General features: G+C 53.7%; 18 protein-coding genes. 13 read left to right on the forward strand and 5 right to left on the reverse strand.

From position 1 onward, the window contains the following. Positions 1-128: 128 nt before the first annotated feature. Positions 129-2,708, forward strand: a complete 2,580-nt coding sequence (locus tag WKJ04_RS08565) for a diguanylate cyclase (protein ID WP_337880038.1) — start codon at positions 129-131, stop codon at positions 2,706-2,708. Here the strand turns inward: WKJ04_RS08565 and rep are convergent. After that, positions 2,682-4,697 (reverse strand): DNA helicase Rep, encoded by a 2,016-nt coding sequence (gene rep, locus WKJ04_RS08570; RefSeq protein WP_337880039.1) that lies wholly within the window; start codon positions 4,695-4,697, stop codon positions 2,682-2,684. The two genes, WKJ04_RS08565 and rep, sit on opposite strands and share 27 nt — an antisense overlap. Positions 4,698-4,807: 110 nt before the next feature. Between rep and WKJ04_RS08575 the strand changes: the two genes are divergently transcribed. From WKJ04_RS08575 to WKJ04_RS08595, 5 genes are all read left to right on the forward strand, one after another. Further along, on the forward strand, positions 4,808-5,065 hold the full coding sequence (locus WKJ04_RS08575; protein WP_337841663.1) for an accessory factor UbiK family protein: 258 nt from the start codon (positions 4,808-4,810) through the stop codon (positions 5,063-5,065). Next, positions 5,062-6,330, forward strand: a complete 1,269-nt coding sequence (locus tag WKJ04_RS08580) for an amidohydrolase family protein (RefSeq protein WP_337880040.1) — start codon at positions 5,062-5,064, stop codon at positions 6,328-6,330. The genes WKJ04_RS08575 and WKJ04_RS08580 overlap by 4 nt, the downstream gene beginning before the upstream one ends. 136 nt (positions 6,331-6,466) lie before the next feature. Next, positions 6,467-6,820 (forward strand): hypothetical protein, encoded by a 354-nt coding sequence (locus tag WKJ04_RS08585; protein ID WP_337880041.1) that lies wholly within the window; start codon positions 6,467-6,469, stop codon positions 6,818-6,820. Positions 6,821-6,894: 74 nt separating this feature from the next. Next, positions 6,895-7,053 carry a hypothetical protein gene (locus WKJ04_RS08590; RefSeq protein ID WP_337880042.1) on the forward strand — a complete coding sequence of 53 codons (159 nt, stop codon included), beginning with the start codon at positions 6,895-6,897 and terminating at the stop codon, positions 7,051-7,053. Then, positions 7,053-7,820 carry an alpha/beta hydrolase-fold protein gene (locus WKJ04_RS08595; RefSeq protein WP_337880043.1) on the forward strand — a complete coding sequence of 256 codons (768 nt, stop codon included), beginning with the start codon at positions 7,053-7,055 and terminating at the stop codon, positions 7,818-7,820. The genes WKJ04_RS08590 and WKJ04_RS08595 overlap by 1 nt, the downstream gene beginning before the upstream one ends. 19 nt (positions 7,821-7,839) lie before the next feature. Here the strand turns inward: WKJ04_RS08595 and WKJ04_RS08600 are convergent, their stop codons facing one another. From WKJ04_RS08600 to WKJ04_RS08610, 3 genes are read right to left on the reverse strand one after another with little or no spacing between them, the layout of a single operon-like run. Then, entirely contained in the window at positions 7,840-8,184 is a 345-nt protein-coding gene (locus tag WKJ04_RS08600; RefSeq protein ID WP_337841658.1) for a RidA family protein, read from the reverse strand. After that, positions 8,181-8,981 carry a DUF2884 family protein gene (locus tag WKJ04_RS08605; RefSeq protein ID WP_337880044.1) on the reverse strand — a complete coding sequence of 267 codons (801 nt, stop codon included), beginning with the start codon at positions 8,979-8,981 and terminating at the stop codon, positions 8,181-8,183. The genes WKJ04_RS08600 and WKJ04_RS08605 overlap by 4 nt, the downstream gene beginning before the upstream one ends. Positions 8,982-9,033: 52 nt before the next feature. Further along, the gene (locus WKJ04_RS08610) at positions 9,034-11,868 is read right to left on the reverse strand and encodes an ATP-binding protein (RefSeq protein ID WP_337880045.1); all 2,835 of its coding nucleotides are present in this window, start codon (positions 11,866-11,868) and stop codon (positions 9,034-9,036) included. A 190-nt stretch (positions 11,869-12,058) separates the two neighbouring features. On the opposite strand from WKJ04_RS08610, the gene WKJ04_RS08615 reads away from it, so the two are divergent. From WKJ04_RS08615 to WKJ04_RS08625, 3 genes are read left to right on the forward strand one after another with little or no spacing between them, the layout of a single operon-like run. After that, a complete protein-coding gene (locus WKJ04_RS08615) occupies positions 12,059-13,864 on the forward strand; it encodes an assimilatory sulfite reductase (NADPH) flavoprotein subunit (RefSeq protein WP_337880046.1) in 1,806 nt (601 codons plus the stop codon). Then, on the forward strand, positions 13,864-15,579 hold the full coding sequence (gene cysI, locus WKJ04_RS08620; RefSeq protein WP_337880047.1) for an assimilatory sulfite reductase (NADPH) hemoprotein subunit: 1,716 nt from the start codon (positions 13,864-13,866) through the stop codon (positions 15,577-15,579). Before WKJ04_RS08615 ends, cysI begins: the two co-directional genes overlap by 1 nt. 15 nt (positions 15,580-15,594) lie before the next feature. Then, on the forward strand, positions 15,595-16,332 hold the full coding sequence (locus tag WKJ04_RS08625) for a phosphoadenylyl-sulfate reductase (RefSeq protein ID WP_337880048.1): 738 nt from the start codon (positions 15,595-15,597) through the stop codon (positions 16,330-16,332). 9 nt (positions 16,333-16,341) lie between these two features. Here WKJ04_RS08625 and WKJ04_RS08630 read toward each other — a convergent pair whose 3' ends face one another. Then, positions 16,342-17,403 carry a tetratricopeptide repeat protein gene (locus tag WKJ04_RS08630; RefSeq protein WP_337880049.1) on the reverse strand — a complete coding sequence of 354 codons (1,062 nt, stop codon included), beginning with the start codon at positions 17,401-17,403 and terminating at the stop codon, positions 16,342-16,344. Positions 17,404-17,657: 254 nt separating this feature from the next. Between WKJ04_RS08630 and WKJ04_RS08635 the strand changes: the two genes are divergently transcribed. From WKJ04_RS08635 to cysG, 4 genes are all read left to right on the forward strand, one after another. Next, positions 17,658-19,937: a bifunctional diguanylate cyclase/phosphodiesterase gene (locus tag WKJ04_RS08635; protein WP_337880050.1), complete on the forward strand. Its 2,280-nt coding sequence runs from the start codon at positions 17,658-17,660 to the stop codon at positions 19,935-19,937. A 136-nt stretch (positions 19,938-20,073) separates the two neighbouring features. After that, entirely contained in the window at positions 20,074-21,285 is a 1,212-nt protein-coding gene (gene sstT, locus WKJ04_RS08640) for a serine/threonine transporter SstT (protein ID WP_337880051.1), read from the forward strand. 83 nt (positions 21,286-21,368) lie between these two features. Beyond that, complete coding sequence (locus WKJ04_RS08645) at positions 21,369-23,171, forward strand: PDZ domain-containing protein (RefSeq protein WP_337880052.1); 1,803 nt, start codon at positions 21,369-21,371, stop codon at positions 23,169-23,171. Positions 23,172-23,341: 170 nt separating this feature from the next. Beyond that, positions 23,342-24,760: a siroheme synthase CysG gene (gene cysG, locus WKJ04_RS08650; protein WP_337880053.1), complete on the forward strand. Its 1,419-nt coding sequence runs from the start codon at positions 23,342-23,344 to the stop codon at positions 24,758-24,760. Positions 24,761-24,768 lie beyond the last annotated feature (8 nt).

A 24,768-nucleotide genomic window follows, 5' to 3' on the forward strand; every position in this document is an offset into this window, starting at 1 on the left:
GGCCCAACTTTGTTGCATCTGATTGGTTCAGTGTAAAAATCAGGCGTTCCATTTGTTCAGACTTTGTGCATAATAGAGGCAGCCGCCTGGCACTCGCCGCAACTAATAATAAGAATACAGAGAACACCTTGAAGGACTCAAAGCTCAGCTCCGTTATTCCTGCAGTCTGGCACAGTCAGTTACGCCGTATGCGTATGCTGCTGTCTGGCTATAAGCGGGCATACAGTATTCAGGGCGCTTTGTTGCACCTGTCTGAGCTGGCGTCTGGTATTAAGGAAATGCGCGAGTTTTATCCTGCTATTCATCAGCTACTGAACCAACAGTTACGTGCAGATAATTTTTATGTGGTGCTGATTGATCAGGACAACCAATTCCGGCTGGAATACTTTGCGGATGAAAAAGATCAGCAGATCTTGCCAGATGCACCTTCCGAAGCTTTTGCAACAGGCCTGACCGGGTACGTTGCCCGGCAAGGCAAAGCCTTATTGTGTGATGAAACTGAATTTGAACGGTTGGTTGCGGCCGGTCATGTCCAAGCACAGGGCTCACCATCCAAGCATTGGTTAGGCGTGCCTTTATGCCGTGGTGAGCGGGTTATTGGTGTGATGGCGATTCAGAGTTATCAGGCAGATACCGGCTATAACGAACATGATCGGGCGCTGATCAGCCATATTGCTATCCATACAGTCACCGCCATTGACCGGGTGCGCAGCCGCGAACTGCTGGAGCAGACAGTGCGTGAGCGTACGGCGCAACTGCAGAACACCAACGCCTCCTTGCAACATGAAATTCGTGAACGCAGCCATGCGGAACAGCTGCAGGCTGCGTTGTATAAAATTTCCGAACTGACCGCGGCCAGCTCGGATATGTCAAGCTTCTATCGGGAAGTTCACAGCATTCTCAGTGGGTTGTTACGGACTGAAAACTGTTATATCGCTTTGTTGGACAAAGACGGACAGCAGTTGCACTTCCCGTTTTATCTGGACCAGTACAGCCCGGCGCAGCAACAGCGGCCTTTACAGCGAGGGCTGACCGAATATGTCATTCGTTGCGGTGAAGCCCGGTTAATCACACAAGCGCAGCTGCAGCAACTGATGCAATCCGGTGAAGTGGAGCGGCAAGTCAGCAGCCCAGGCTATCAGCCCATGTGTACCAGTTGGCTGGGCGCTCCGCTGCAGATAGGCAGCCAGATCCTGGGGGTGATTGCGCTGCAATGCTATGACAACAGCCATCATTACAGTGAGCAGGAACTGGTGTTGCTGAAATTTGTGTCGCAGCATATAGCGGTGGCCATCAGCCGTAAGCTGACGACTGAACAGCAAAAGCAACACCACGAAGACTTAGAAAAGCGTATTTTTGAACGCACCCGTGAACTGCGCCAGACCAATTTGTTTTTGCGTCTGCAGGTGGAAGAGCGCAAAAAAGCTGAAGAGCAACTGTTCTTTGAAGCCAATCATGACGCATTAACAGGCCTGGCCAACAGGCAGATGTTTTTGATGCAGCTCAAGCAGCGCTTTTCGTACCGCAACCGTGATTCGGCCACCAACTTTGCCTTGTTGTTTATCGACCTGGATCGTTTTAAGTTAATCAACGACACACTTGGCCATCACATTGGTGATTTGTTCCTGATTGAAGTCAGTCGTCGCTTGCAGCAGGCGGTGCGTGAGCACGATTTGGTGGCCCGGCTGGGTGGGGACGAGTTTGTGATTCTGCTGGGTAAAATTCAGCATGAAGTAGACGCCGAAGAAGTGGCCGAGCGCTTAATTGAATCTGTACGCCAGCCAATGAACCTGGAAGGCAACCAGGTGTGTTCCGGTGCCAGTATTGGCATTGCCTGTTATCAGAACTGGTACCAGCATGCCGATGAATTGCTGCGTGATGCCGATGCGGCCATGTACCAGGCTAAATCTTTTGGCCGTAACCGCTTTGTGATTTTCAATGACAGCATGCGGGCACAGATGCTGCAGGAACTGGGGCAGGAACAGGCCCTGCAACAGGCCGTACAACAACGCAGGTTCAGGCCGCAGTTACGTCCTATGATGGCTGGGGATCAATCGCAACTGGTGGGCTACCAGGCCAGTCTGTGCTGGCTGCAGTCCGATGCTGAACAACAACAGGAGCTGAGCCGTCAGGCCACTCAGGCCGGTTTGATGCCGGATATTGAACTGATGCTGCTGCAACAGCTGACCCGGCAGTCAGACGCTATTGAGCAAGGTGCTGTGTTATGCCTGAGCCTGAATTCAGCCTGGTTAAGCAATCATTTACTGCTGGATAAGTTAACCTTACAGCTGCAGCAGTCCCTGTTACCTTTGCATCAATTGGTATTGGGCTTTACCGAAGCAGATTTACTGCGTTTGTCTGCGACACAGCTGGCGAATCTGCATCAGCTAAAACGTTTGGGCGTACGTCTGTCGCTGGATCAGTTTGCCGCGGAAGTGGCGGCCCTGGGCTTATTGGTGCAGTATCCCTTTGATTTTGTCGTACTGGATGCCGCCTTCAGCCGCAGTCTGCCACGCAGCGAAAGCCGCCGTCAGTTGCTGCAGGTACTGCAACAACTGGCACAGAGCCGTCAGTTTAAGCTGATAGCAGGCACTGCAGACCAGGTTGAGATCCAACAACTGATGGCGCAGGCCGGCGGCTATTATTTTGCTGACCAGCCAGTTGAACTGGCAGCGCAGGAGTCAGGGTTTTTTCAGCAACTGGCGTAATCTGTCCAGGTGAGCCAGGCCGGTTTGTTGCCGTTCCTGCTCCGATTTCACGACCCCAGGTTTCACCCATTCCAAATCGTCGGCGGGCAGTTCTTCCAGAAAGCGACTGGGTTCAGGTTTGACGATTTCGCCGTACTGACGGCGTTCGCGCGCATAAGTGAAGACTAACTCGCGTTGTGCGCGGGTAATGCCGACATAGGCCAGCCGGCGCTCTTCTTCCACATTGTCTTGATCAATGCTGCTCTGGTGCGGCAACAAGCCTTCTTCCATACCAACAATAAACACATAAGGAAATTCCAGGCCTTTGGAGGCGTGCATGGTCATCAGCTGCACCTGATCGGCGTCGTCTTCCTGCTCCTGCCGTTCCATCATGTCACGCAACGTCAGTTTGGTGACCACTTCACTTAAGCTCAGAGGTTCTTCATCGTCTTTGCCATCGAGCATTTCACTGACCCAACGGTATAACTCATTGATGTTTTTCAGTGCCATTTCAGCGGCTTTGCCGCTGGCACTGGTTTCGAACAGCCAGGCTTCATAATGGCTTTGCCGGATCAAATCCCGCACCGCTTCCTTCGGATCGCTGCGTTGCGCCTGATCAGCCAGCCGGTTGATCCAATTGGCAAAACTGGTGACAGCAGTCAGGCTGCGGGCCGGCAGACGTTCCGCCAGTTCAGGTTCAAAGCAGGCCGCAAACAGGCTGATGTGCTTTTCATTGGCCAGACTGCCGACTTTTTCCAGCGTCGCCGCGCCTATTTCCCGCCGCGGCACATTCACAACCCTCAGCAGCGCATTGTCATCGTCCTGATTCACCAGCAAACGCAGGTACGCCATGATGTCTTTAATTTCACTGCGGGAAAAAAACGAGGTGCCGCCGGAAATTTTGTAAGGGATACGGTTGGTCATCAGGGCTTTTTCAAAGACCCTGGCCTGGTGGTTGCCGCGATATAACAAGGCATAATCCTTGTATTGGGTGCGGTTGACAAAGCGGTGCGAAATAATTTCGGCCACTACTTTTTCAGCTTCATCTTCTTCATTGCGGGTAGGCAGGACCCGCAACGGCACCCCATAACCCAGTTCACTGAACAGCTTTTTGTCGTATTCATGCGGGTTATTGGCGATCAAAATATTGGCACATTTCAGAATACGCTCTGCCGAGCGGTAGTTCTGCTCCAGCTTGATCACTTTCAGGTTTGGAAAGTCTTTGCCGAGCAGCACCAGATTCTGTGGTTTGGCACCCCGCCAGGAGTAAATCGACTGGTCGTCGTCCCCTACCACAGTAAAACGTTGGCGCTCACCAACCAGCCACTTCACTAACTCGTACTGGCTGGTATTGGTGTCCTGGTATTCGTCCACCAGCAGGTACTGAATTTTCTGTTGCCACTTGTGGCGGACCTGTTCGTTGGCGGCAAACAGCAGCGTTGGCATCATAATCAGGTCATCGAAATCCAGTGCATTGTAGGCACGCAGTTGCTGGGCATATTGCTGGTAATAATTGGCAAAACTGATGCTTTGCGGGTCTTGTGCCTGAGCCAGCGCCTGGCCTGGCAATAACAAATCGTTTTTCCAGTTGGAGATTTTCCCCATCAGCAGTTTCAGCTGATCCTTGTCCCCCTGGAATTCCTGTTCGGTCAGTTCTTTGAGCAGTGCCATGCTGTCCTGATCGTCAAACAGGGTGAAGTTGGCTTTGTAGCCAATGGCTTTGTATTCCTTTTTCAGAATATCCAGCCCCAGGGTGTGGAACGTGGAGACCGTCAGGCCACGCAGCAAAGGGCGGGGCAATTGGTGGCTGATCCGCTCTTTCATTTCCCGGGCCGCTTTGTTGGTAAAGGTGACCGCCGCTATATGTTTGGCCGCCAGCCCACATTCTTCAATCAGATACGCAATCTTGTTGGTGATCACCCGGGTTTTGCCGCTACCGGCGCCAGCCAGCACCAGGCAAGGGCCGCTGATGTATTTAACGGCTTCGTTTTGTTGGGGATTAAGCTTCACTTGGGTCGGGTCCTCTGCTTGGCCTGTTATTCTATCTTTTTTTTGCGGCAGATTTCATTCGCGTTCTGCAGTTCTGGTCGTAGAATGAAGGCAACCAAAGGAGAACGATCATGATAGATCCAAAAAAAATTGAAGAAATGGCCCGCCAGATTGGGAACAGCATCCCGCCAAAAGTCCGGGAAATGGCCGATGATATTGAAGGCAAAATAAAGCAGGCCTTGCAGCAAAAACTCAGTCAGCTGGATTTTGTCTCGCGCGAAGAATTTGATGTGCAAACCCAGGTACTGGCGCGCACCCGCGCCAAACTGGAGCAACTGGAGCAGCAGGTGGCTGAGTTAGTGGCGGCACAACAAGGAAAAGCGGAATGATGAAGTGGGTGGCCCCAGGGTTGTTGGTGCTGGCAGGGCAGGCTGTCGCAGTGGAACAGGTGATCCTGACGGGGAAGTTACTGGACGTACGTAGCGGAAAATACCAAGAAAACCAGGCCGTATTGGTTGAGCAGGGCCGCATCAGTGCCATAGTGCCCGCCGGGCAGGCACCAGCTGGCGTGCCAGTGCTGGACTGGTCTGACTACCATGTGTTGCCCGGCTTTATTGACATGCATGTGCACCTGACCTCGGACCCCAATAAACACGGCTACCGGGCTTTGGCAGAAACACCGGCCCGTGAAGCTATTTATGGTGTCAAGGCAGCCGAAGCCACCTTAAAAGCAGGTTTTACCACGGTGCGTAACCTGGGGGCAGGCGGTTTCTCTGATGTGGCTTTGCGTGACGCTATTGATGAAGGTGAAATCGCCGGACCGCGTATGCGCACGGCCGCCCGTACTATCTGCATTACCGGTGGTCACTGTGACAACAACCTGCTGCCGCATATTTACCGGGCCAGCAGTGGCGGTGTGGCCAACGGACCGGATGAGATCCGCGCCAAGGTGCGGGAAAATATCAAATACGGTGCGGATGTGATCAAGTTCACGGCCACTGGCGGTGTGTTGTCAAAAAATACCGACGTCAACGCCAGTCAGTACAATCTGGCGGAAATGACGGCGCTGGTGGAAGAGGCCCATGACAGAGGCCGTATTGTCGCCGCGCATGCCCACGGGTTGCAGGGTATTAAACGTGCTATTCAGGCTGGGGTGGACTCAATAGAACATGGCAGTTTTATTGATGATGAAGCGATCGCACTGGCGAAGAAACATGGCACCTACCTGGTGATGGACGTTTATGTCAGCGACTTTATTTTATCCGAAGGCGAAAAGGCCGGTATTTTGCCGGAGTCACTGGAAAAAGAGAAAAAAGTTGGCCTGATCCAACGGCAGAATTTCCAGAAGGCGGTGAAAGCCGGAGTAAAAATGGCGTATGGCACTGATGCCGGGGTGTATCAGCATGGGCTGAATGGCCGCCAATTTGCCTATATGGTGCAATGGGGCATGACGCCGCTGCAGGCTATTCAAGCGGCCACCTTAAACGCTGGTACTTTGCTGAACTGGAAAAATGAGCAGGGCCAGCAAAATGTAGGGGTGATTGAAGTTGGCGCCTTTGCGGATTTTGTCGCCATCAAGGCCGACCCATTGCAACAAATCAAATTGCTTGAACAGCCGGCTGCGGTGGTGAAAGCAGGCCAGCTGGTGATTTAACCGACTCGCCAGAATGACAGAAGCATTAGTTAAACTAATGCTTCTGTGCTGTTTTTTCTCCGCTATCTGTCACTGGACTGTCACATAATCTGCTCAAAATGCGCGCAGTTAAACGAACTGCCCATAGGAGCCGACCATGTCTGTTTTATTCACTGCTGCTTTATTCAGTATGTCTGTACAAACCAAACCTGTGACTGTTGAGCAACAGTACCAGTACAGCAACCAGGAGTACTGCACTCTGGTTCGTCAGGATGCCAGCAAGCAATTGTTGAGCGCTTACGCCGATAAGTTGGGTTTTGTACCAGCCAAAGCAGAGTGTAAAGCCTTATTGAGCGCATCAAAAAGCCCGGTCACTGAGACCTCTGCTGAACAGCAAATCCGCGAGTTCAGCCGTGGTTCAATCCGCAAGCTGACCCCGTCAGTGATCCAGCAGCTCAAAGCCATGTCTGAGGAAGAGCGTCTGGCTGAACTGCAACGTATTTTTGGCTAAAAACAGCCTTGGGTCTGACTTGAAAGTCCGTTAAAGTGACTCCACTGACCATGCATAGCAGTGGAGGACGGACAATGAGTGACTTTGATTTTGATTTAGACCACCTGGATTTTGACGCCGCGGAACAGAAAACCAACGCGGAACAGCACAAGCAGCAGCAAGCGCAGCTGGCGGAACTGGCAGAATTGCAGGATGGTGGTGACGATTGTGCAGGCGGTGCCTGCAAGATCTGATGAAACGCAGCTGGCTTTGGCTCATGCTGTGGAGCTCAGCCCTGGCAGCGCAAGCGGACAGGGCTGAGCTTTTTCGTATCGACAGTCAGGCACTGCACTATCCGCTGCAATACTGGCTATACCGGCCTGAGGTACCAGCCGGTGATTCAGTGCAGCATATTCTTTATGTCTCAGACGGCGCGGCTTATCTTCAGCAAGGCCAGATGATGGCTGTGTTGGATCAGCTGATTCTGAAGCAACAAATTGTTCCTCTTTATGTGGTTTTTGTCGACAGCAGGGACCCCGATCAGCGGACACTGGACCGACGTCATCAGCAGTATTTATGCAATACCCGCTATGCAGCTTTTTATCGCGACGAGTTAATACCCAAGGTGGAAGCTCAGCTTGGCATTCAGCCGTCCCGCGCAGAACGCGGCATTATGGGATTGTCCTTCGGCGCGACGAACGCCTTGTGTTTTGGTTTAATGCTGCCGGAGTACTTTGGTTTGTATGGCTTGCAGTCGCCGGCCAATTCTCAGCATCTGAAAGTGCTCAGGCAAGAATACAAAAAGCGGCAAGGCCCGAAGATGCGGCTGTTTTATTCGGTTGGCAGCCGCAACGACAATCTGAATGCGAACACCGCACTGATGAAACTGCTGCAGCAGCAGGGGCATCAGCTGACCAGGGTCAAGGTTGAACAAGGCCATGACTGGCGCAACTGGCAACCTTTGCTGGACGATCTGCTGCTGGATTTATTTCCGGTCACAGACAGCGGCAACCACGGCTAGTTTTGTTGTCGCAGAGCGCTCAGAGTGCCGCTACCACTTTAATCTCGACTTTCCAGTGCGGATCGGCCAGTCTGGCCTCGACGGTAGCGCGGGCCGGGGCCTGACCTTCGGCAACCCAGGCGTCCCAGGCCTCGTTCATGGCGTTGTAATCCGCCATGTCCGCCAGATAAATGGTTGCATCAACAATATGGTTTTTATTCACACCTTGTTGTGCCAGTAACTGATCGATCTGCGCCAGCACATTCTGTGTCTGAGCTGTGGCGTCAGCCCCGGTATTCTCGGGCACCATGCCGGAACAGAAGATCAAGCCATGGGCAATCACGGCTTCGCTGTATCTTTTGCCTGGTAAGATTCTCTGGATCATAACACGCCCTCGAGGTTGCTTTTAAAGCCTGGTGCGGTACTGTCAATTAAGTCCAGATCCGCCAGTTGTGGGATTTGTCGCTGCAGCTGCATTTCCACCTGATCCAATTGCTGCAACTGCTGGCAGATGTGTTGTCCCCGCTGTTGCAGAGGTCCGCTGGCCGATTTCAGATCCGCCTTGAGCCTGGAGCCAAATTGTCCGACGCCGTTGCTGAAGCGTTGCATTTTTTCAGCTGCAGTGCCGTTCCCTTGCAGTGCCTGCTGGCCCAGAGTCAGCATCATCTGGCTGCTGATTTTCAGCATAGCCTGCTGGATTTTTTGTTCTGCCTCCTGCGCCAGATTGCTGTTGGCTGAAGCCAACTGGCTGCCATAGACATAAATAGACGAATCTTTGCGTTCCACCAGCTGTTTCAGTTGTTGTTCCAGTTGCCTCACAACAGTCTGCAGTTGGGGGTGATCAGCCAGTCCTTGCCCTGTGCTTTGCTGCAGGTTCTGGTCCAGTACAGCGCGGGCGAATTGCAGACTGTCATCCATCAGTGCAGCGGAGGCCGTAACCTGACTGCGCAGCTGTTGCTGGTATTGTTTTAGCACCAGTTGATCTGTTGAACTGAGAGTAACTTTTTGGCCGTTCTGCCACAGCTGGCCTTTGGTGTCCATGCGCCACAGTTCCTGCTGTCCCTGTTGCAGGCTGATTTGTGCCGGGCTGACGGTTAAATCCTGCTGCAGTTGCAGCGAACACTGATTGGCCAGGGCGACTGTGCTACTGAGGCAGCTCAAAACGATCAGAAGAAATTTCATGATGGTGATACCTGTGTCTGTACTGCGGTCATAGTGAATAAGAGCCTCTGAATCAGCGCTGAACTGAACCGTCATCGACGCCAGCCAGTTGCTGCCAGACTATCTGCTGGCTTTGTGTCAGGCAAAGCCTGAGTTGTGCCAGCGTCCAAGGGTCAGGAGGCTGGTTGGGGTCACTCTGGGTGGCCAGCCGGCATAGTTGTGCCAGCCGTAACAAGCCAAGCTGCCCCATAGTCCCGATCATACGGTGCATCAGTTTCGCATCAGGGCAGGCCTGCTGTATCTCGTGCTGCAGAGCGGTGAACTGCGTAGTCAGGTGCTGCATCAGCTGCTGGCGCTGTGTTGCAGTCAATGCCTCCACATTTTGTTGCAGATAGGTCAGGTCATACAGCGGCATCAAAGGTTCAACCCGCGCCAACTGACTGACCACTGCTTGCAATTGCTCACGCCGCCAGGGTTTGAGCAGCAGAGTGCTGACTGACGGATCAAGGGGTCCATCAGCACTGCCACTGACCAGCACCACCCGGCACTGCGCAGGCAAGCGGTGCTGGGCACGTAACCAGTCCAGTACCTGGCTGGAACTGCCATCGCTCAGGTGGCCATCCAGAAACAGCCAGCCCCAGTCCGTAAGCGGCATCTGCTGCAATTGTGTCAGACTGTCTGCTTGCTGCACCCGAAAGCCAAGCTCTGTCAGGTGATGCACCAGACTGACCCGGCAAAGCGGGTCATCGTCTACGACCAGAGCCAGTTCGTGCTGAAGCTGTACGGGCAGCTCAGGGCCCGGGCTGACGTCTGTCAGCGCCAGAGCAAAACTGGCTTCGGTACCATGACCGGGAACAGAATGAATATGCAGTACAGAATCTGCCTGTGCCAACAATTTTTGACACAGGACTATACCAAGACCCGGGCCTGCCTGCAGAGGCCGCTGTTGTTCCAGCCGTTCCCCCCGCAGCAACTGGCTGATTTGCAATTGGGTCAGCCCCACGCCGGTATCGCGGACCTTAAACCAAAGCTTTTGTTGCTGCAGTTCAATCCTCAGTTCTATTTCGCCCTGTTCAGTGTATTTAACGGCATTGCTGATAAGGTTCGTCAGCAACTGGGTCAGCAGATTCTCATCCAGCATCACCAGGGCAGGTACTGCAGAAGCGATATGGCAATGCAGCTGCAGGCCTTTGTTTTGTGCCAGAGGTTTAAGCAAATCCTGTAACTGCCGGGCCAGGGCTGTCAGGGCAACAGGCCTTAAATTCAGCTGATACTCGCCATGTTCCAGCCGGCTGCTGGTCAGGATATTGCTGATGATACTGTCCAGTGATCCCAGGCTCCGGATAACCAGTTGTAGCTTTTGCTGCACGGCCGGGGTGCGCAGTTCCTGACTTAGTTGCTCAATGACCAGGTGGATACCTTGCAGTGGGCTGCGGATTTCGTGGCCAAGCGATGCGATAAATTCATTTTTAATGGCTATTTTCTGCTGTGCCAGCAGCTGCTCCTGCCGCAACTTAAGCTGGCTGCGGCGGTTTTTGTGATACAGCAGCGACAGTAACAGGGCAGATGCCAATAAGACTCCGGTGGCAACAGCCAACGTCAGGCGTTGCCGGTGCTGGTATTCCAGTTCATTCAGGGTTTTTGCCTGCTGAGCTTCCTGTAATTGCCTTTGCAGCAGCGTTTTATGTTGCTCCATGCTGATCACCAGCGCCTGTTTGGCCAGTTTGTCATCAAACTGGCGCTGTTGCAGTTGCATCAGGCGCTGACTGAGCTGGGCTGACTGCTGGTACTGCTGCAGATGCTGCCGAACTGCAACACTCAGCAGCAGGTAATCAATTTCATGCTGGGTGTTGGCCGAAGGCTGGTAGTGCTGTAACTTTTGCTGATAGAGAGCGGCAGCCTGAGCGGGCTGACCGTAGTTCACCAGATGGTTCAGGTACTGCACAGTCAGGATAGCCAGATTGCTGCTGAACTCTTCTGCAGCCAGTAACTGCCGGATTTGTTCAAAACGTTGGCTGGCTGCGTCTGGCTGGCCACGGATTAAATCCAGTTCCGCCTGACTGAGCAGCGCATCTGCCTGCTCCTGAGCATTTTGTACCTTCGTGGCTGCGGCCCAGGCCTGCTCCAATTCGGTCTGAGCCGCGTCCCAGTTCCGCTGCGCCAACAGCGTCCGGGCCAGGCTCAGGTGATACTGCGCCAGCAACGCCGGCTCCTGGCGGCTTTGACGGACACTCAAAGCCCGACGGCCAAAATCTTCTGCGGCACTGTATTGTTGATAGAGGCGGCTGGCTTCACTGAGCAGGTGCAGAAATCCGGCTTCTTTGTCGCTGTCTTGATCCTGCATGGCCTGAGTCAGGCCAGCACTGGCGATCTCAAGCGCCTGCGGGTAAGCAAACAGGTTGATGTAAATATGGGCAAGATCATAACGCATAATCTGCAGTGGCACCGTTTGCGCCGAGTCGGTGGCAATCTGCATGGCTTGCAATGCAATTGGCAACGCCTGGGCGCTTTGTCCGAGCCGGTTCAGATTATCTGCCTGACGGCGTAATGCATTAAACAGCAGGCGCTGATCTCCGGACTGTCGGGCCAGAGGTTCCAGTTCCAGACCTAACTGGTAGGCCATCTGATACTGGCCCTGCAGCATATAAGCGGTGATTTCGCTGATTAACAACCGGGCGTAGTGGTTACTTTGCCTGTCCGGAGTCAGTGACCGCCACTGCTGTGCATAATCCAGACTTAAGGCGGGATTCTGCCGTACAGCCACTTCTGCCAATTGCAACAGCAGTGCGGGTTGTTGATCAGGTCCTGCCCTTTGGTATTGCTGCTGCAACTGAGGCAGACTGGCCTGTTGAGCCAACACCGGCCAGCAACACCACCACAGCACCCCTATCCATACTCTGGCTGACATACCCACACACCTGAACTACTGTTACCAGCATGCTAACAATGGCCCGTCATCCCGGCAAGGACTAGCGGCTAGTTATATGAGTATGCCGGATTTTAATAACCAAAAAGTATAAAGAAGATAGAAGGGTTATTTCTGCAGCATCCGTATAGATGGCTAAAATGCGCGGAGTTTTGGTATTACAGGTGAACTCATGCTTTTGGCATCTTTGGCGGCTCAGGCCAGCCCGCTGTCGGCGCAGCAACTCAAAGATCTGCAATTACTGGTCAGCCAGCTTAATCCTATCCAACAAGCCTGGGTCAGCGGTTATCTGGCCGCTTCGGCGCAATTTGCCGGGCAGAGCCTGCCGGCAGGAGCGGCGGTTCAGGCGAACGAGTCGGCCAGTCTGACCGTCTTATTTGCATCACAAACCGGCAATGCCAAAGGTGTGGCCACTAAAATTAAAGCTGCGGCCGAGCAACAGGGCCTGGCTGTGCAGCTGCAGGATATTGCCAGTTATAAAACCAATCAACTGGCGAAAGAAAAGTACCTGCTGATTGTCACGTCCACTTATGGGGAAGGGGAGCCACCGGAAAGCGCTGTGGCTTTTCATAAGTTTTTGTTCAGCAAAAAAGCACCCAAGCTGAAGGAGCTGAAATTTGCTGTTTTAGGTTTGGGTGATACCAGCTATGAGTTTTTCTGCAAAACAGCCACAGACTTTGATGAGCAGCTGCATGCGTTAGGCGCGACCCGCCTGCATCCGGTTGCACTGCTGGATGTGGATTACGCCGCTGCAGCCGCCAGCTGGACTGAGGCTGCCGTCCAGGCTTTTGCACCCGAATTAAAGCAGGCCGGTACCGGTTCTGCGCAGGTGATTGCCTGGCCAGGTCAAATATCGTCCCACGACAGTCTCTATACCAAAGAAAAGCCTTTTGCGGCAGAGTTGCTGGTTGACCAGAAAATTACCGGCCGGGACTCAGTAAAGGATGTGCGGCATATCGAAATTTCGTTGGCTGGTTCTGGCTTGAGCTATCAGCCGGGCGATGCCTTAGGGGTGTACTTTACCAATGATGAAAAATTGGTCGATTCGATCCTCGAGCTGACAGCCTGTGCGGCCGATACCCTGGTGAAAGTAGGGGCAACGGAACTGGCATTGCGTGATGCTTTAATCAGCCAGTTGGAGCTGACCCAATCCTATCCGTCTTTTGTGGAAAAGTACGCGGCGGCGACACAACAGACGCCATTGCTGGAGCTGGTGGCCGATAAAACCAGACTGCGCGCCTTTTTAGAGCAGCACCAGACGGCCGATGTGATTTTGCAGTACCCGGCGGCTATTGAAGCGCAACTGCTGGTGGATGCACTGCGCAAGCAACAGCCGCGTTTGTATTCCATTGCCAGCTCTCAGGCGGAAGTGGGGGACGAAGTGCATTTGACGGTAGGGGTGGTCAGCTACCAGGCTTTTGGTCAGCCCCATTTGGGTGGCGCCTCGGGGTTTCTGGCACACCGGCTTGACGAAGGTGCACAAGTGCGGGTTTTTGTTGAACACAACGACAATTTCCGTTTACCGGACCATGATGCTCCTGTGCTGATGATTGGCCCCGGTACCGGGATAGCCCCGTTCCGCGCTTTCCTGCAAGAGCGGGATCAGGCGGGCGCAACAGGACAGAACTGGCTGTTTTTTGGTAACCCGAGTTTCACCCAGGATTTCTTGTATCAGGTGGAACTGCAGGACTATCTGAAACGCGGTGTACTGAACCGGCTGGATGTGGCGTTCAGCCGTGACCAGGCTGAAAAAATTTATGTGCAGCACAAGCTGCTGCAAAAAGGGGCCGACGTCTGGGCTTATCTGCAGCAGGGCGCTTACCTGTATATCTGCGGTGACGGTGCCCGGATGGCCAAAGATGTGCATCAGGCATTGCTGCAAATCGCCCGGCAATACGGTGGTTTAGACGCCGAACAGGCAGAAACTTATTTTGATGATTTACGTCAGGCCCGACGTTATCAGAAGGACGTGTACTAATGACTCACCCTATCAATCCGGACTTTCAGGTCCAGGGCCCGCTGTCTGACAACGAGCGGCTGAAAAAAGACAGCCAGTTGTTGCGAGGCACCATTACCCGGGATCTGAAAGACGAAATCACCGGCGGTTTTAACGGCGACAACTTTATGCTGATCCGTTTTCACGGCATGTACCAGCAGGACGACCGGGATATCCGGGCTGAACGTGCCGAACAAAAGCTGGAACCGCTGCATAACGTGATGTTAAGGGCCCGTTTGCCGGGTGGCATTATTACCACCCAACAGTGGCTGGCCATTGATGAGTTTGCCGGCAAGCATACTCTGTACGGCAGCATTCGCTTAACCACCCGTCAGACCTTTCAGTTCCACGGGGTACTGAAGCCGAAAATCAAAAACATGCATCAGATGCTGCACAGCATTGGCATGGATTCCATTGCGACAGCCGGTGACGTGAACCGCAACGTGTTGTGCACGTCCAACCCGGTCGAGTCGGTATTGCATCAGCAGGCCTATGAGTGGGCGGCGAAAATTTCGGAGCATTTACTGCCAAAAACCCGCGCTTATGCCGAGATCTGGTTAGACGAAGAAAAAGTTGAAACCACCGAAGTGGAACCTGTGCTGGGTGAGACTTACCTGCCGCGTAAGTTTAAAACCACAGTGGTGATCCCGCCGCAAAATGATGTGGACGTACACGCCAACGACCTGAGTTTTGTCGCTATTGCTGAGCAGGGGCAGCTGATTGGTTTTAATGTGCTGGTCGGTGGTGGCCTGGCGATGACCCATGGCGATAAAAGCACTTACCCGCGTAAAGCAGAAGACTTTGGTTTTATCGGCCTGGAGCATGTGCTGGCAGTGGCTGAGCATGTGGTGACTGTGCAGCGCGACTATGGCGACCGGGTCAACCGGAAAAATGCCAAAACCAAATACACCATCGACCGGATTGGTGTGGACAACTTCAAAGCTGAAGTGGAAAAACGTGTGGGCGTGAAATTCCAGCCAAGCCGCCCCTACGAATTTACTGGCCGTGGCGACCGCTTCGGCTGGGTGGAAGGCATAGACGGCAAATGGCACTTAACGGTCTTTATTGAAAACGGCCGTTTGCTGGATTATCCGGGCAAAACGCTGAAAACCGGGGTGGCAGAAATTGCCCGTATCCATTTAGGTGATTTCCGTATTACCGCCAACCAGAACCTGATTATTGCCGGGGTGGCCCCCGAGCATAAAGCCCAGATAGAGCAACTGGCGCGCGCCCATGGGCTGATCAACGACAGTGTCACAGAGCAGCGTAAAAACTCGATGGCCTGTGTGTCGTTGCCAACCTGCCCGCTGGCGATGGCCGAAGCGGAACGTTACCTGCCAACTTTGGTGACCTATGTCGAATCCATATTAGCCCGGCACGGCATTCCGGACGACCACCTGATCCTACGGGTGGTGGGCTGCCCGAACGGCTGTGGTCGCGCCATGCTGGCCGAAGCGGGTCTGGTGGGGCGTGGTCCGGGCAAATACAACCTGTATCTGGGGGGCAACCGTGAAGGCACCCGTATTCCGAAGTTGTATCTGGACAATGTCGGCGAATCGCAAATTCTGCAGGCGCTGGACGAACTGATTGGCCGCTGGGTGGCCGAACGCAAGGCTGGCGAAGGTTTTGGTGATTTTGTGATCCGCGCTGGTGTGGTGGCCGAAGTCAAAGTGTCAAAAACCGATTTCCATGCCTGAAGGCGGGAGTGAAGCATGAGCAGTGTGAACGCGATAGTCCTGCAGGACCAGACCGCACAACAGCAATGGCTGGATGAAGTCAATGCGCTGCTGGCCCCTCTGCATCCGGCGGAGCGGGTGCAATGGGCGCTGGCCAACTTGCCGCAGCAACCGATGCTGAGTTCCAGCTTTGGTATTCAGGCGGCGGTGATGCTGCATCTGGTCACCCGGCAGCAGCCGGATATCCCGGTGGTACTGACCGACACCGGCTATTTGTTCCCAGAGACCTATCAGTTTGTCGATGCGCTGCAAAAAAGGCTGGATCTGAACCTGAAGGTGTACCGCTCAGCACTGAGCCCGGCCTGGCAGGAAGCCCGTTTTGGTCAGCTGTGGCAAACCGAAAGCGGCATGAAGCAGTACAACCAGATGAACAAAGTGGAGCCGATGCAGCGGGCCTTGCAGGAGCTTCAGGTGGGCACCTGGTTTACCGGTTTGCGCCGCAGTCAGTCGAAAAGCCGGGCCGACAAAAACTTTGTCGAGATCAGCCGCGGAGTGGTGAAAGTACAGCCGATCCTGGACTGGTCCAATAAAGACATTTTCTATTACCTGAAAGAGTTCGATTTGCCCTACCACCCCTTGTGGGAACAAGGTTATGTGTCGGTAGGCGACGTGCACTCCACACGCAAACTGGAGCTTGGCATGAGCGAAGAAGACACCCGCTTTAATGGTTTTGGCCGCGAATGCGGCCTGCATCTGGACGGCGATGGCATTTAGCCAGCACCTTCACTCAGGCTGTTGGCTCAGCGCTGCCAGTTTGGCCTGATAGAAACTTTGCAGGTCAGGTTCATAGGCATAGTGCATCGCTGTTTCGGCGACCTGCCTGGCTTGTTGGTATTGGCCTTCTTGCAGGTAAAGGTCCAGTAACGCCAGATAGGCTTTCTGCAAATGAGGAGCCTGTTTCAGTACACGTTGATAGTACCTTTGCGCCTTCTTGTAGTTTTGGTGATGGTAAGCTTCCAGTGCCAGCACTAAATCGGCAAAAGGATTGCCGAAATGTGCCGATTCTATTTGCCGCTCTATTTGCAGGACGGCCTGCACATCGCCACGTGTTTTCATTAAATCGCGGTAATTGGCCATCAGGCTCAGATTGGGCTCAGCCAAATGGGTGCCGTAGTGAAACCAACTCTGTGCCTGGTTCAATGCACCAGCCCGTTTTAGCGTCAGTGCCACCAGATTGACTGCAGGTACGTAACCTGGGTCCTGCTGCAATGCGGCTCTGGCCAACGCATAAGCTTTTGGGTTGTGTCTGGCGATAAAGGCATCCGCCGCCAGATTGTTGAAGATCATGGCGTGAAAACGCGTTTCGGGCAGCGTCGGGCCACTGATGTCCTGGGCATCCGGAAAGTAATCCACCACTATGGCACCACGCTCCAGCAAAGGCACGCCTGGTTTCGCCGGTTTGTACAACAAAGTACGGACATGGTCCGAGCTGAGCCAGACGCCATTTTTTACATTGATCACAGGCTGCGAAGACATCAGCTGATAACCCAGATCGATGTTAACCAGCCGGGCTAAAGCTGTGGTTACCACAGCCAGGGTCAGGCAATTGCCTTTGTTCTCCTTTAAAGCCGCGCTGGCGGACAGGTTTTCGCCCAAATAATGAAATGTCATCAGCTTGTTGTGCAGATACAAAGACAAGCGCTGCGCCGGGCTGTGATGAGCAAAGTCAGGATGATGAAAAAAACTCAGAAAATGCTGCTGTTGTTCTGCACTGAGTTCAAACCAGCTGTCCAGCGACGGCAGGGGCTCCTGAACGGGAAACCAGTGCTGCTCAATTACAGGCATCGAAACGACCATGTTGTCTGGCGGGATCTTTGCCTGACAGCCCGACAGCATAACCAGGGTAACAAGTATGAGAAACCGCAGTGACATGGATGTTTTGCCTGAAAAATAAACTGCATCTCGTTGTTTAATTACATTTATTTGCATCTTTTTACAACAAATCTTTCGGATTATTCACCTTAGTTGTTATTTTTTAGACAAAATGATAATTGCTCTGATAAGGTACGCGCCTCGGGCAGTAAGCAGGGATATCCGTCATGCAATGGTTTCGACAATTTTTACGACTGACTAAGCAAGATCTGGGTTCTGCCGAGGCTGCACTTTTGCAACAAAGTGTATTGCGGATTATTCTGCTGTCTGGTTTAGCGCTGGTGCTGGGGATCGTCCTGCACAGTTCATGGCAGGCCTGGCAGCAGGGGTCTTACCATATTATTGCGATTACCTGCAGTTTTTATGTCTCGTTGCTGGCTGCCTTATACCTGTCCCGCCACCATACCAAAGTTGGCGCTGTTGCCCTGCTGGGGATAGTGGTTGGGGCTGGTTTCTGTATATCGCTGTTTATTGGCGATTTTAGTCTGGCAAAGCTCGGTGTGGTCTTTGTGTACACGTTGCCGATGATTAGCCTGATGTTTTTTGGGGTGAGGACAGCGGTGTTTTTTATGCTGCTGAACTGTATTCCTTTTGGTTATCTGATTTGGCTGGAACAGCCACTGCATTTGATCCCCTGGTCCATTACCCTGCCAGACACCGCTCTCTATCTGCATGGCCTGCTGTTTCTGTTTTTTAATTTTTGTATACCTTTGGCCTTTGCCCGTATTTTTGGCACTTTACGCCGCGCGTCACGCCAGCTTGGTGTACTGAATCTGCAACTGGAACAAAGTCATAATTATTATGAAGAGCTGTTTGAGAATAACGGCTCTGCGACGTTGCTGATGCACAGTAATGGTGACGTCATCAAAGCCAATGGCCTGGCGCGACGTTTATTGCAGTGTGAAACCGGCCCCTTGCGGCTGGACCAATTGCTGCAGACTCAGACCGGTCCGCTGGATCCGGCACACTGGGCGCAAGACAAAATAGAATGTCAGCTACAGGCCGATCCTGATCAGTATATGCAGCTGAAACATGTGATACGAACCCGCAGTGGCCATCATATTCTGAACCTGCAAGACATCACGGCGCTGAAACGGCTGCAGCAACAGTTTGAACAGTATCAGCAGAAGCTGGATGTCTGGCAGCACTACGACAGTATGACCAGCTTGCCAAACCGAGCCGGCTTTCTGGAACTGGGGGCTCAACGCCTGAGTGCCTTGCAGTCGAACCAGTTTGCGTTGGTGGTGATAGTGCGGCTGTGTCATATCAAAACCCTGAATCAACAATACGGCTACGATTTTGGTACGCGCCTGATGCAGCGTTTTGCTGAAAAAAGCCGGGCTGTGCTGCCAGCAGAGGCGGTGCTGGCCAGGGTGCGGGGTGTCAAATTTGCAATCTGGCTTCAGGCCAATCTGAATGCGACAGACCCGGTGCATCTGGCCCAAATGCTCTGTTCCAACCTGCCGAGTGAAATCCGTATCGATGGATTTCCGGCTCGTATGCATTACCAGTTTGGTCTGGCAGTTGCCCGTCTGACGACGGATGAACCTTTGGTGCTGCTGGAACGTTGTGAACTGGCGCTGGAGCACAGCCATCCGGCGCAGCCTCTGAGCTTTTACGACCCTGGTTCCGCCTTAAAGCTGGAGCAGGATTACCGTCTTGGCAATGCGCTGCGGGACGCACTGCGCCTGCAACAGCTCGAATTGCATCTGCAGCCAAAAGTCAGCCCCGATGGAGAGCTGCAAAGTTTTGAGGCGTTAAGCCGCTGGAGCCTCAATGGGGAAATGGTAACGCCAGACCGGTTTATTGCGCTGGCCGAACAACAAGGCATTATTGTGCAGTTCTCCCGCTGTGTGCTGCAGCAGGCTGTGCGTCTGTTGCAGGACTGGCAGGAAAGAGGCTGGCTTTACCCTGTGGCGGTGAATCTGGCCGGTCCCGAGCTGCTGGATGACAGCTTTTTTGCCGAACTGATGAGTCTGGGGGCGGATTATCCCTGGCTGATCAGCCAGCTGCAGTTGGAAATTACTGAAACGAATATAGCTGTGCAGCATCCGACTTTGCATAAACGCCTCAAAGCGCTGAGCCAATATGGGTTCAGTATTTCCATTGATGATTTTGGTACCGGCCATTCATCGCTGAGCCAACTGGTGGATTGCGCAGCGGATACCTTAAAGATTGACCGGCGTTTTGTCCGCGCTGTGCCGCAGGACAGCCGTACAGTACGGATTTTACATACCACAGTGCAACTGGCCAAAACCCTGAACCTGAAACTGGTCGCTGAAGGGGTGGAGCAGGATGTCCAGCGCCGTTTTCTGCAGACTCTGGGTTGCCAGCAATTGCAGGGCTATCTGTTCAGCCCTCCACAAGCTGTCTGCTACTGGCAACAACTGCTCAGTGAGAACGCCAGACCCAATCTGCTGCAGCAGCAGGATCCCATAGTGCCTTAGGAGTTCGCCCTATTGTCGCGTCCTTGTGACAGCCAGACCAGCTCTGACTTGTGGTCAGCTGGCTTTTTCGGCAGAATCGGGTGCTTATTCCAATAAGCCGGAGCGCGCACTCCGGCGTCAATCAGAGACATCCCCGATGACAGGTTCGACTTTCGTTTCCCCGCTGCACAAGCTGCTGCGTATTGGTTTGGTCCCGCAAATTGTAATTGGTATTTTGCTGGGTATTCTGGTCGCGGTCGCTTCTCCCGAGCTGGGGCAGCAACTGGCGTTGCTGGGCACCATCTTTGTCAAAGCTTTAAAAGCCATTGCTCCTTTACTGGTGTTTGTGCTGGTGGCGTCTGCTATTGCCAATAAGCAGGCCAGCGACAACAGTGCGATGCGGCCTGTATTGATCTTGTATATGCTGGGCACTTTTCTGGCGGCCCTGGTGGCGGTGGCGCTGAGCTTTCTGTTTCCGAGCCGCCTGGTACTGGAAGCCACCCCTGAAGCCATAGCCGCACCTGAAGGGATAGGTCAGGTATTGACCACCTTGTTGCTGCAGGTGGTGGACAATCCAATCAATGCACTTATTGCTGGCAACTATATTGGGGTTTTGGCCTGGGCCGTGGGCCTTGGTCTGGCACTGCAACATGCCAGCAAAAACACCAAACTGATGTTTTCAGATTTATCCCATGGTTTGTCGTCGCTGGTGAAGTTTATTATCCGGCTGGCGCCTTTGGGTATTTTTGGCCTGGTGGCCGACACCATCGCCACCACAGGCTTCAGCGCTTTGGCCAGCTATGGTCAGCTGATTGTGGTGTTGCTCAGTGCGATGGCCATTATTGCGTTTATCGTGAATCCGGCACTGGTGTATTTCAAAATTCGCCGCAATCCTTATCCACTGGTGTTGCGTTGTCTGCGTGAAAGTGGCGTGACGGCTTTTTTCACCCGCAGCTCAGCGGCCAATATTCCGGTGAATTTGCAGCTTTGTGAAAAGCTTGGGCTAAAAGAAGAATTGTATTCAGTGTCTGTTCCATTGGGCGCCACCATTAATATGGCGGGTGCAGCCATTACCATCACAGTACTGACGCTGGCTACAGTGCACACCCTGGGCATAGAAGTCGATTTTGCCAGTGCAGTGCTGCTGAGTGTGTTGGCCACTGTCTCGGCCTGCGGGGCCTCTGGTGTGGCAGGCGGGTCGCTGCTGTTGATCCCTCTGGCTTGTTCACTCTTTGGTATTCCGAATGATGTGGCGATGCAGGTGGTGGCCATCGGCTTTATTATTGGTGTGGTGCAGGACAGTGCCGAGACGGCACTGAACAGCTCGACTGACGTAGTTTTTACCGCCGCAGTCAGCCAGTCTGAATAAACGCAACCAACCCCGACCGCAGGTCGGGGTTGTGTTTTCAGCCTGATGCTCAGCTTTTTTATTCTGAAAATGGAATGACGACCATGACGATGTCTCCCTCGCTCTGTGCCTTTTTGTTGTTAAGTGCTACGGCTTCTGCTCAAACATGGTATGAGCTCGACTTATCCGGCCGTGAGCTGCATCAGCTGGCGGTCAACGCTGAATACCGGCTGGACCCGAAGGAGCCTCTGGAGCTGCGGATGGCTTCTGCCTCGCCAGGCCGTTATACCCGGCATGACTTTGCCAAAAACGTCTATGCGCTGAGCGCGACGGATGGCAGCGGTCACCCCCTTGCTGTTGAGCGATTGACACCGTCCAGCTGGAGAGTCAGTCAGCATCAGGGCGTGGTGCGCGTTACTTATCTGCTGTTTGGCAACAGAGCCGATGGTACCTACAGCCAGATCGACAGCCGCCATACGCACCTGAATATGCCAGCAAGCTTTTTATACGCACCGGCTCTGGCAAGCCAGCCGATGACGGTCAGGCTGAAGGCGCTGCCTGCAGGCTGGTCTGTGGCCAGTCAGCTGATGCCACAACCGGATGGCAGTCTGACAGCGCCGGATTTGAGCTACTTTATGGACAGCCCGCTGGAGCTCAGCGACCATCAGCTGCTGGGTTTTGACCAGCCATCCAATGGCAAAAACTACCGGATTGAACTGGCGTTGCATCATCAGGGAACCGCAGAGGCTGCGGCTCAGCTGCTGAAAAAAATCAAAGCTGTGGTGCAACAGCAGCAGGCTGTGTTTGGTGAGTTGCCTGATTTTGAAAACCAGCGTTATACCTTTATCGCTGATTACCTGCCCGGGGTAGACGGTGATGGTATGGAACACCGCAATTCCACTGTCGTCACCAGCAGCAAATCACTGGCCCAGGCCGATTTCGCCCAGATTGAAACCATCTCGCATGAGTTCTTCCACGCATGGAATGTGGAGCGGTTGCGGCCGAAGAACCTGCAACCCTTTGATTTCAGCCAGACCAATATGAGTGATGCCCTGTGGTTTGCCGAAGGTTTTACCAACTATTACGGCAAATTACTGCTAAAACGCAGTGGGCATTTCACTCTGGAAAACTACCTGGAAAAATTGCAGGGGCCTCTGAACACTGCGTTGCAGGCCCCGGGCCGGCGTTGGTATGGTCCTGCGGCTATGAGCCAGCAGGCGGTGTTTGTCGATGCCGGGGTGTCGATCGACCCGACCAATTACAGCAACACCTTTTTGTCTTATTACACCTATGGTGAAGTGCTGGCTTTGGGGCTGGACCTGATTTTACGGACTGAATACGACACGGATCTGGATGCAGTCATGCAGCTGATGTGGCAGCGCTTTGGCCGTGCGGAAAAACCTTATCAGCTGGCCGATATTGAGCAGGCGTTGGCCGACATCAGCGGCGACAGCAGCTTCGCCCGGCGCTTTTTTCACGACAGCATCGAAGGCTCTGCGTTACCGGACTACCAGGCCCTGTTCGCCAGACTGGGGCTGACGCTGGCTCCGGCTTATCCTGAGCAGGCCTGGTTGGGCCGACTGGGGCTGGAATCTTATGGTGATGCATTGCGGGTGCGGGGTGTCGCGCTGCATGGGTCGCCCTGGGCACAGGCGGGTGTGACGGATGGCGATTTACTGCTGCAGCTGGGGGACGTGCGCCTGCAAAGTACCGGTGACCTGAACAGCGCGTTAGCCAAAGCTAAAGTGGGGGATGAACTGATGCTGACCCTGCGTCGCTTTGACCAGCAGCTGCAGCTGAAACTCAAGGTGCAGGCCGACCCGCAGCTGGTGTTAACGGAAGATCCGAAAGCCAGCAAAGCGCAGCGGAAAAAGCGCGACGCCTGGTTGGCCGCGAAGCAGATTTAATACAATCACCTTTTAGGAAGGCTGAAAGCATTCATTCCATTTGGTTATAAGAAAGCTCGCAGCAATCTTGTAAAAAAGACGTTTAGACGTCTAATATCCACAGCACTACTACAGCAGTCAGGTTGAGGACAAGGGCCCAAACCTGGCTCTGATGCTTTTGTGGAGTCTGGATGCAGTACCTGCCTATTTTTGCCCAATTGCAACAACGCCCGGTCTTACTGGTGGGGGCGGGTCTTGTTGCATTACGCAAAGCCAATACCCTGCTGTCGGCCGGTGCCCGTTTAACCGTGGTGTCCACCGAGTTCCATGCCGATTTTCTTCACTGGCAACAACAAGGCAAAGTGCAGCTGATCCAGGCAGAATTCGCCGCGGAGCAGCTGAACGGTCAGTTCCTGGTGGTGGCGGCCACCGATAAGGATGCCGTCAATCAGGCGGTGTTTCAGGCGGCTGAAGCACGGCAAATGCTGGTCAATACAGTGGATGATCAACCCCTTTGCAGTTTTATTTTCCCCGCCATAGTGGACCGCAGCCCTTTGCTGGTGGCAATTTCCAGCGGGGGAGCGGCACCTGTGCTGGCGCGGCGCATCCGTGAAAAGCTGGAAAGCCTGTTACCCCAGTATCTGGGGCCTTTAAGCCAGCTGGTGGGCAATTTTCGCAGCCAGGTCAAACAAAAGCTGGACGGTTTTGCCGCCAGGCGCCAGTTCTGGGAAAAGGTATTTAACTCCGCTGTGGTGCGCGACGTGCAAGCGGGTCGGCTGGAGGCTGCTCAACACCAGCTGGAACAGTTGTTACACAGCGAACAGCCGGAACAAGGCGAAGTCTGGCTGGTGGGGGCAGGCCCCGGTGATCCGGAATTGTTAACCCTGAAGGCGTTGCAGTGCATGCAACAGGCCGACGTAGTGGTGTACGACTACCTGGTGTCTGAACCTATTTTGCAGCTGGTCCGGCGCGACGCCGAGCTGATTTGTGTCGGCAAAAAAGCCGGCGCTCACTCGGTATCGCAGGAAGATACCAACAACTTATTGGTTTCATTGGCGCTTTCCGGTAAAAAGGTGTGCAGGCTGAAAGGGGGCGACCCTTTTATTTTTGGCCGTGGTGCCGAAGAAATAGAGGTGCTGCTGCCGCATAAGATCGCCTTTCAGGTGGTGCCGGGTATTACCGCGGCCGCCGGTTGTGCCGCTTATGCCGGGATTGCGCTGACGCACCGCGATTACGCCCAGACCGTGCAGTTTGTCACAGGTCACTGCCGTAAAGATGGCACTGAACCGGACTGGAACAGCCTGGCCAAAGCCAATCAGACCCTGGCCATTTATATGGGCTTGATGAAAGCCGACCATATACAGCAGCAACTGCTGCAGGCAGGCCGGGCGGCACAAACCCCGGTCGCCATTATTGAAAACGGCACCCGGCCGGAGCAGCGGGTCTTTACCGGGCAGCTGGCTGAACTGGCTGAACTGATTGAGCAGCATCAGGTACAATCACCGGCCTTGCTGATTATCGGCGAAGTGGTGGCGTTGCAATCCCAATTAGCCTGGTTTGGTGACCATACCAGCCAGAGTGCGCCTGCGGCGCTTTTGAATCAACTTTAACGGAGCAG

The sequence above is a fragment of the Rheinheimera sp. genome (assembly GCF_037442345.1).
Classification (GTDB): Bacteria; Pseudomonadota; Gammaproteobacteria; order Enterobacterales; family Alteromonadaceae; genus Pararheinheimera.

What these genes read in the sequence shown, in the direction of transcription:
- WKJ04_RS08610 (WP_337880045.1), bottom strand. Translation starts at nt 11,868, where the DNA reads ATGTCAGCCAGAGTATGGATAGGGGTGCTGTGGTGGTGTTGCTGGCCG.
- cysG (WP_337880053.1), top strand. Translation starts at nt 23,342, where the DNA reads ATGCAGTACCTGCCTATTTTTGCCCAATTGCAACAACGCCCGGTCTTA.
- WKJ04_RS08580 (WP_337880040.1), top strand. Translation starts at nt 5,062, where the DNA reads ATGATGAAGTGGGTGGCCCCAGGGTTGTTGGTGCTGGCAGGGCAGGCT.
- cysI (WP_337880047.1), top strand. Translation starts at nt 13,864, where the DNA reads ATGACTCACCCTATCAATCCGGACTTTCAGGTCCAGGGCCCGCTGTCT.
- WKJ04_RS08575 (WP_337841663.1), top strand. Translation starts at nt 4,808, where the DNA reads ATGATAGATCCAAAAAAAATTGAAGAAATGGCCCGCCAGATTGGGAAC.
- WKJ04_RS08630 (WP_337880049.1), bottom strand. Translation starts at nt 17,403, where the DNA reads ATGCCTGTAATTGAGCAGCACTGGTTTCCCGTTCAGGAGCCCCTGCCG.
- WKJ04_RS08590 (WP_337880042.1), top strand. Translation starts at nt 6,895, where the DNA reads ATGAGTGACTTTGATTTTGATTTAGACCACCTGGATTTTGACGCCGCG.
- WKJ04_RS08595 (WP_337880043.1), top strand. Translation starts at nt 7,053, where the DNA reads ATGAAACGCAGCTGGCTTTGGCTCATGCTGTGGAGCTCAGCCCTGGCA.
- WKJ04_RS08645 (WP_337880052.1), top strand. Translation starts at nt 21,369, where the DNA reads ATGACGATGTCTCCCTCGCTCTGTGCCTTTTTGTTGTTAAGTGCTACG.
- WKJ04_RS08625 (WP_337880048.1), top strand. Translation starts at nt 15,595, where the DNA reads ATGAGCAGTGTGAACGCGATAGTCCTGCAGGACCAGACCGCACAACAG.
- WKJ04_RS08615 (WP_337880046.1), top strand. Translation starts at nt 12,059, where the DNA reads ATGCTTTTGGCATCTTTGGCGGCTCAGGCCAGCCCGCTGTCGGCGCAG.
- WKJ04_RS08600 (WP_337841658.1), bottom strand. Translation starts at nt 8,184, where the DNA reads ATGATCCAGAGAATCTTACCAGGCAAAAGATACAGCGAAGCCGTGATT.
- sstT (WP_337880051.1), top strand. Translation starts at nt 20,074, where the DNA reads ATGACAGGTTCGACTTTCGTTTCCCCGCTGCACAAGCTGCTGCGTATT.
- WKJ04_RS08585 (WP_337880041.1), top strand. Translation starts at nt 6,467, where the DNA reads ATGTCTGTTTTATTCACTGCTGCTTTATTCAGTATGTCTGTACAAACC.
- WKJ04_RS08605 (WP_337880044.1), bottom strand. Translation starts at nt 8,981, where the DNA reads ATGAAATTTCTTCTGATCGTTTTGAGCTGCCTCAGTAGCACAGTCGCC.
- WKJ04_RS08635 (WP_337880050.1), top strand. Translation starts at nt 17,658, where the DNA reads ATGCAATGGTTTCGACAATTTTTACGACTGACTAAGCAAGATCTGGGT.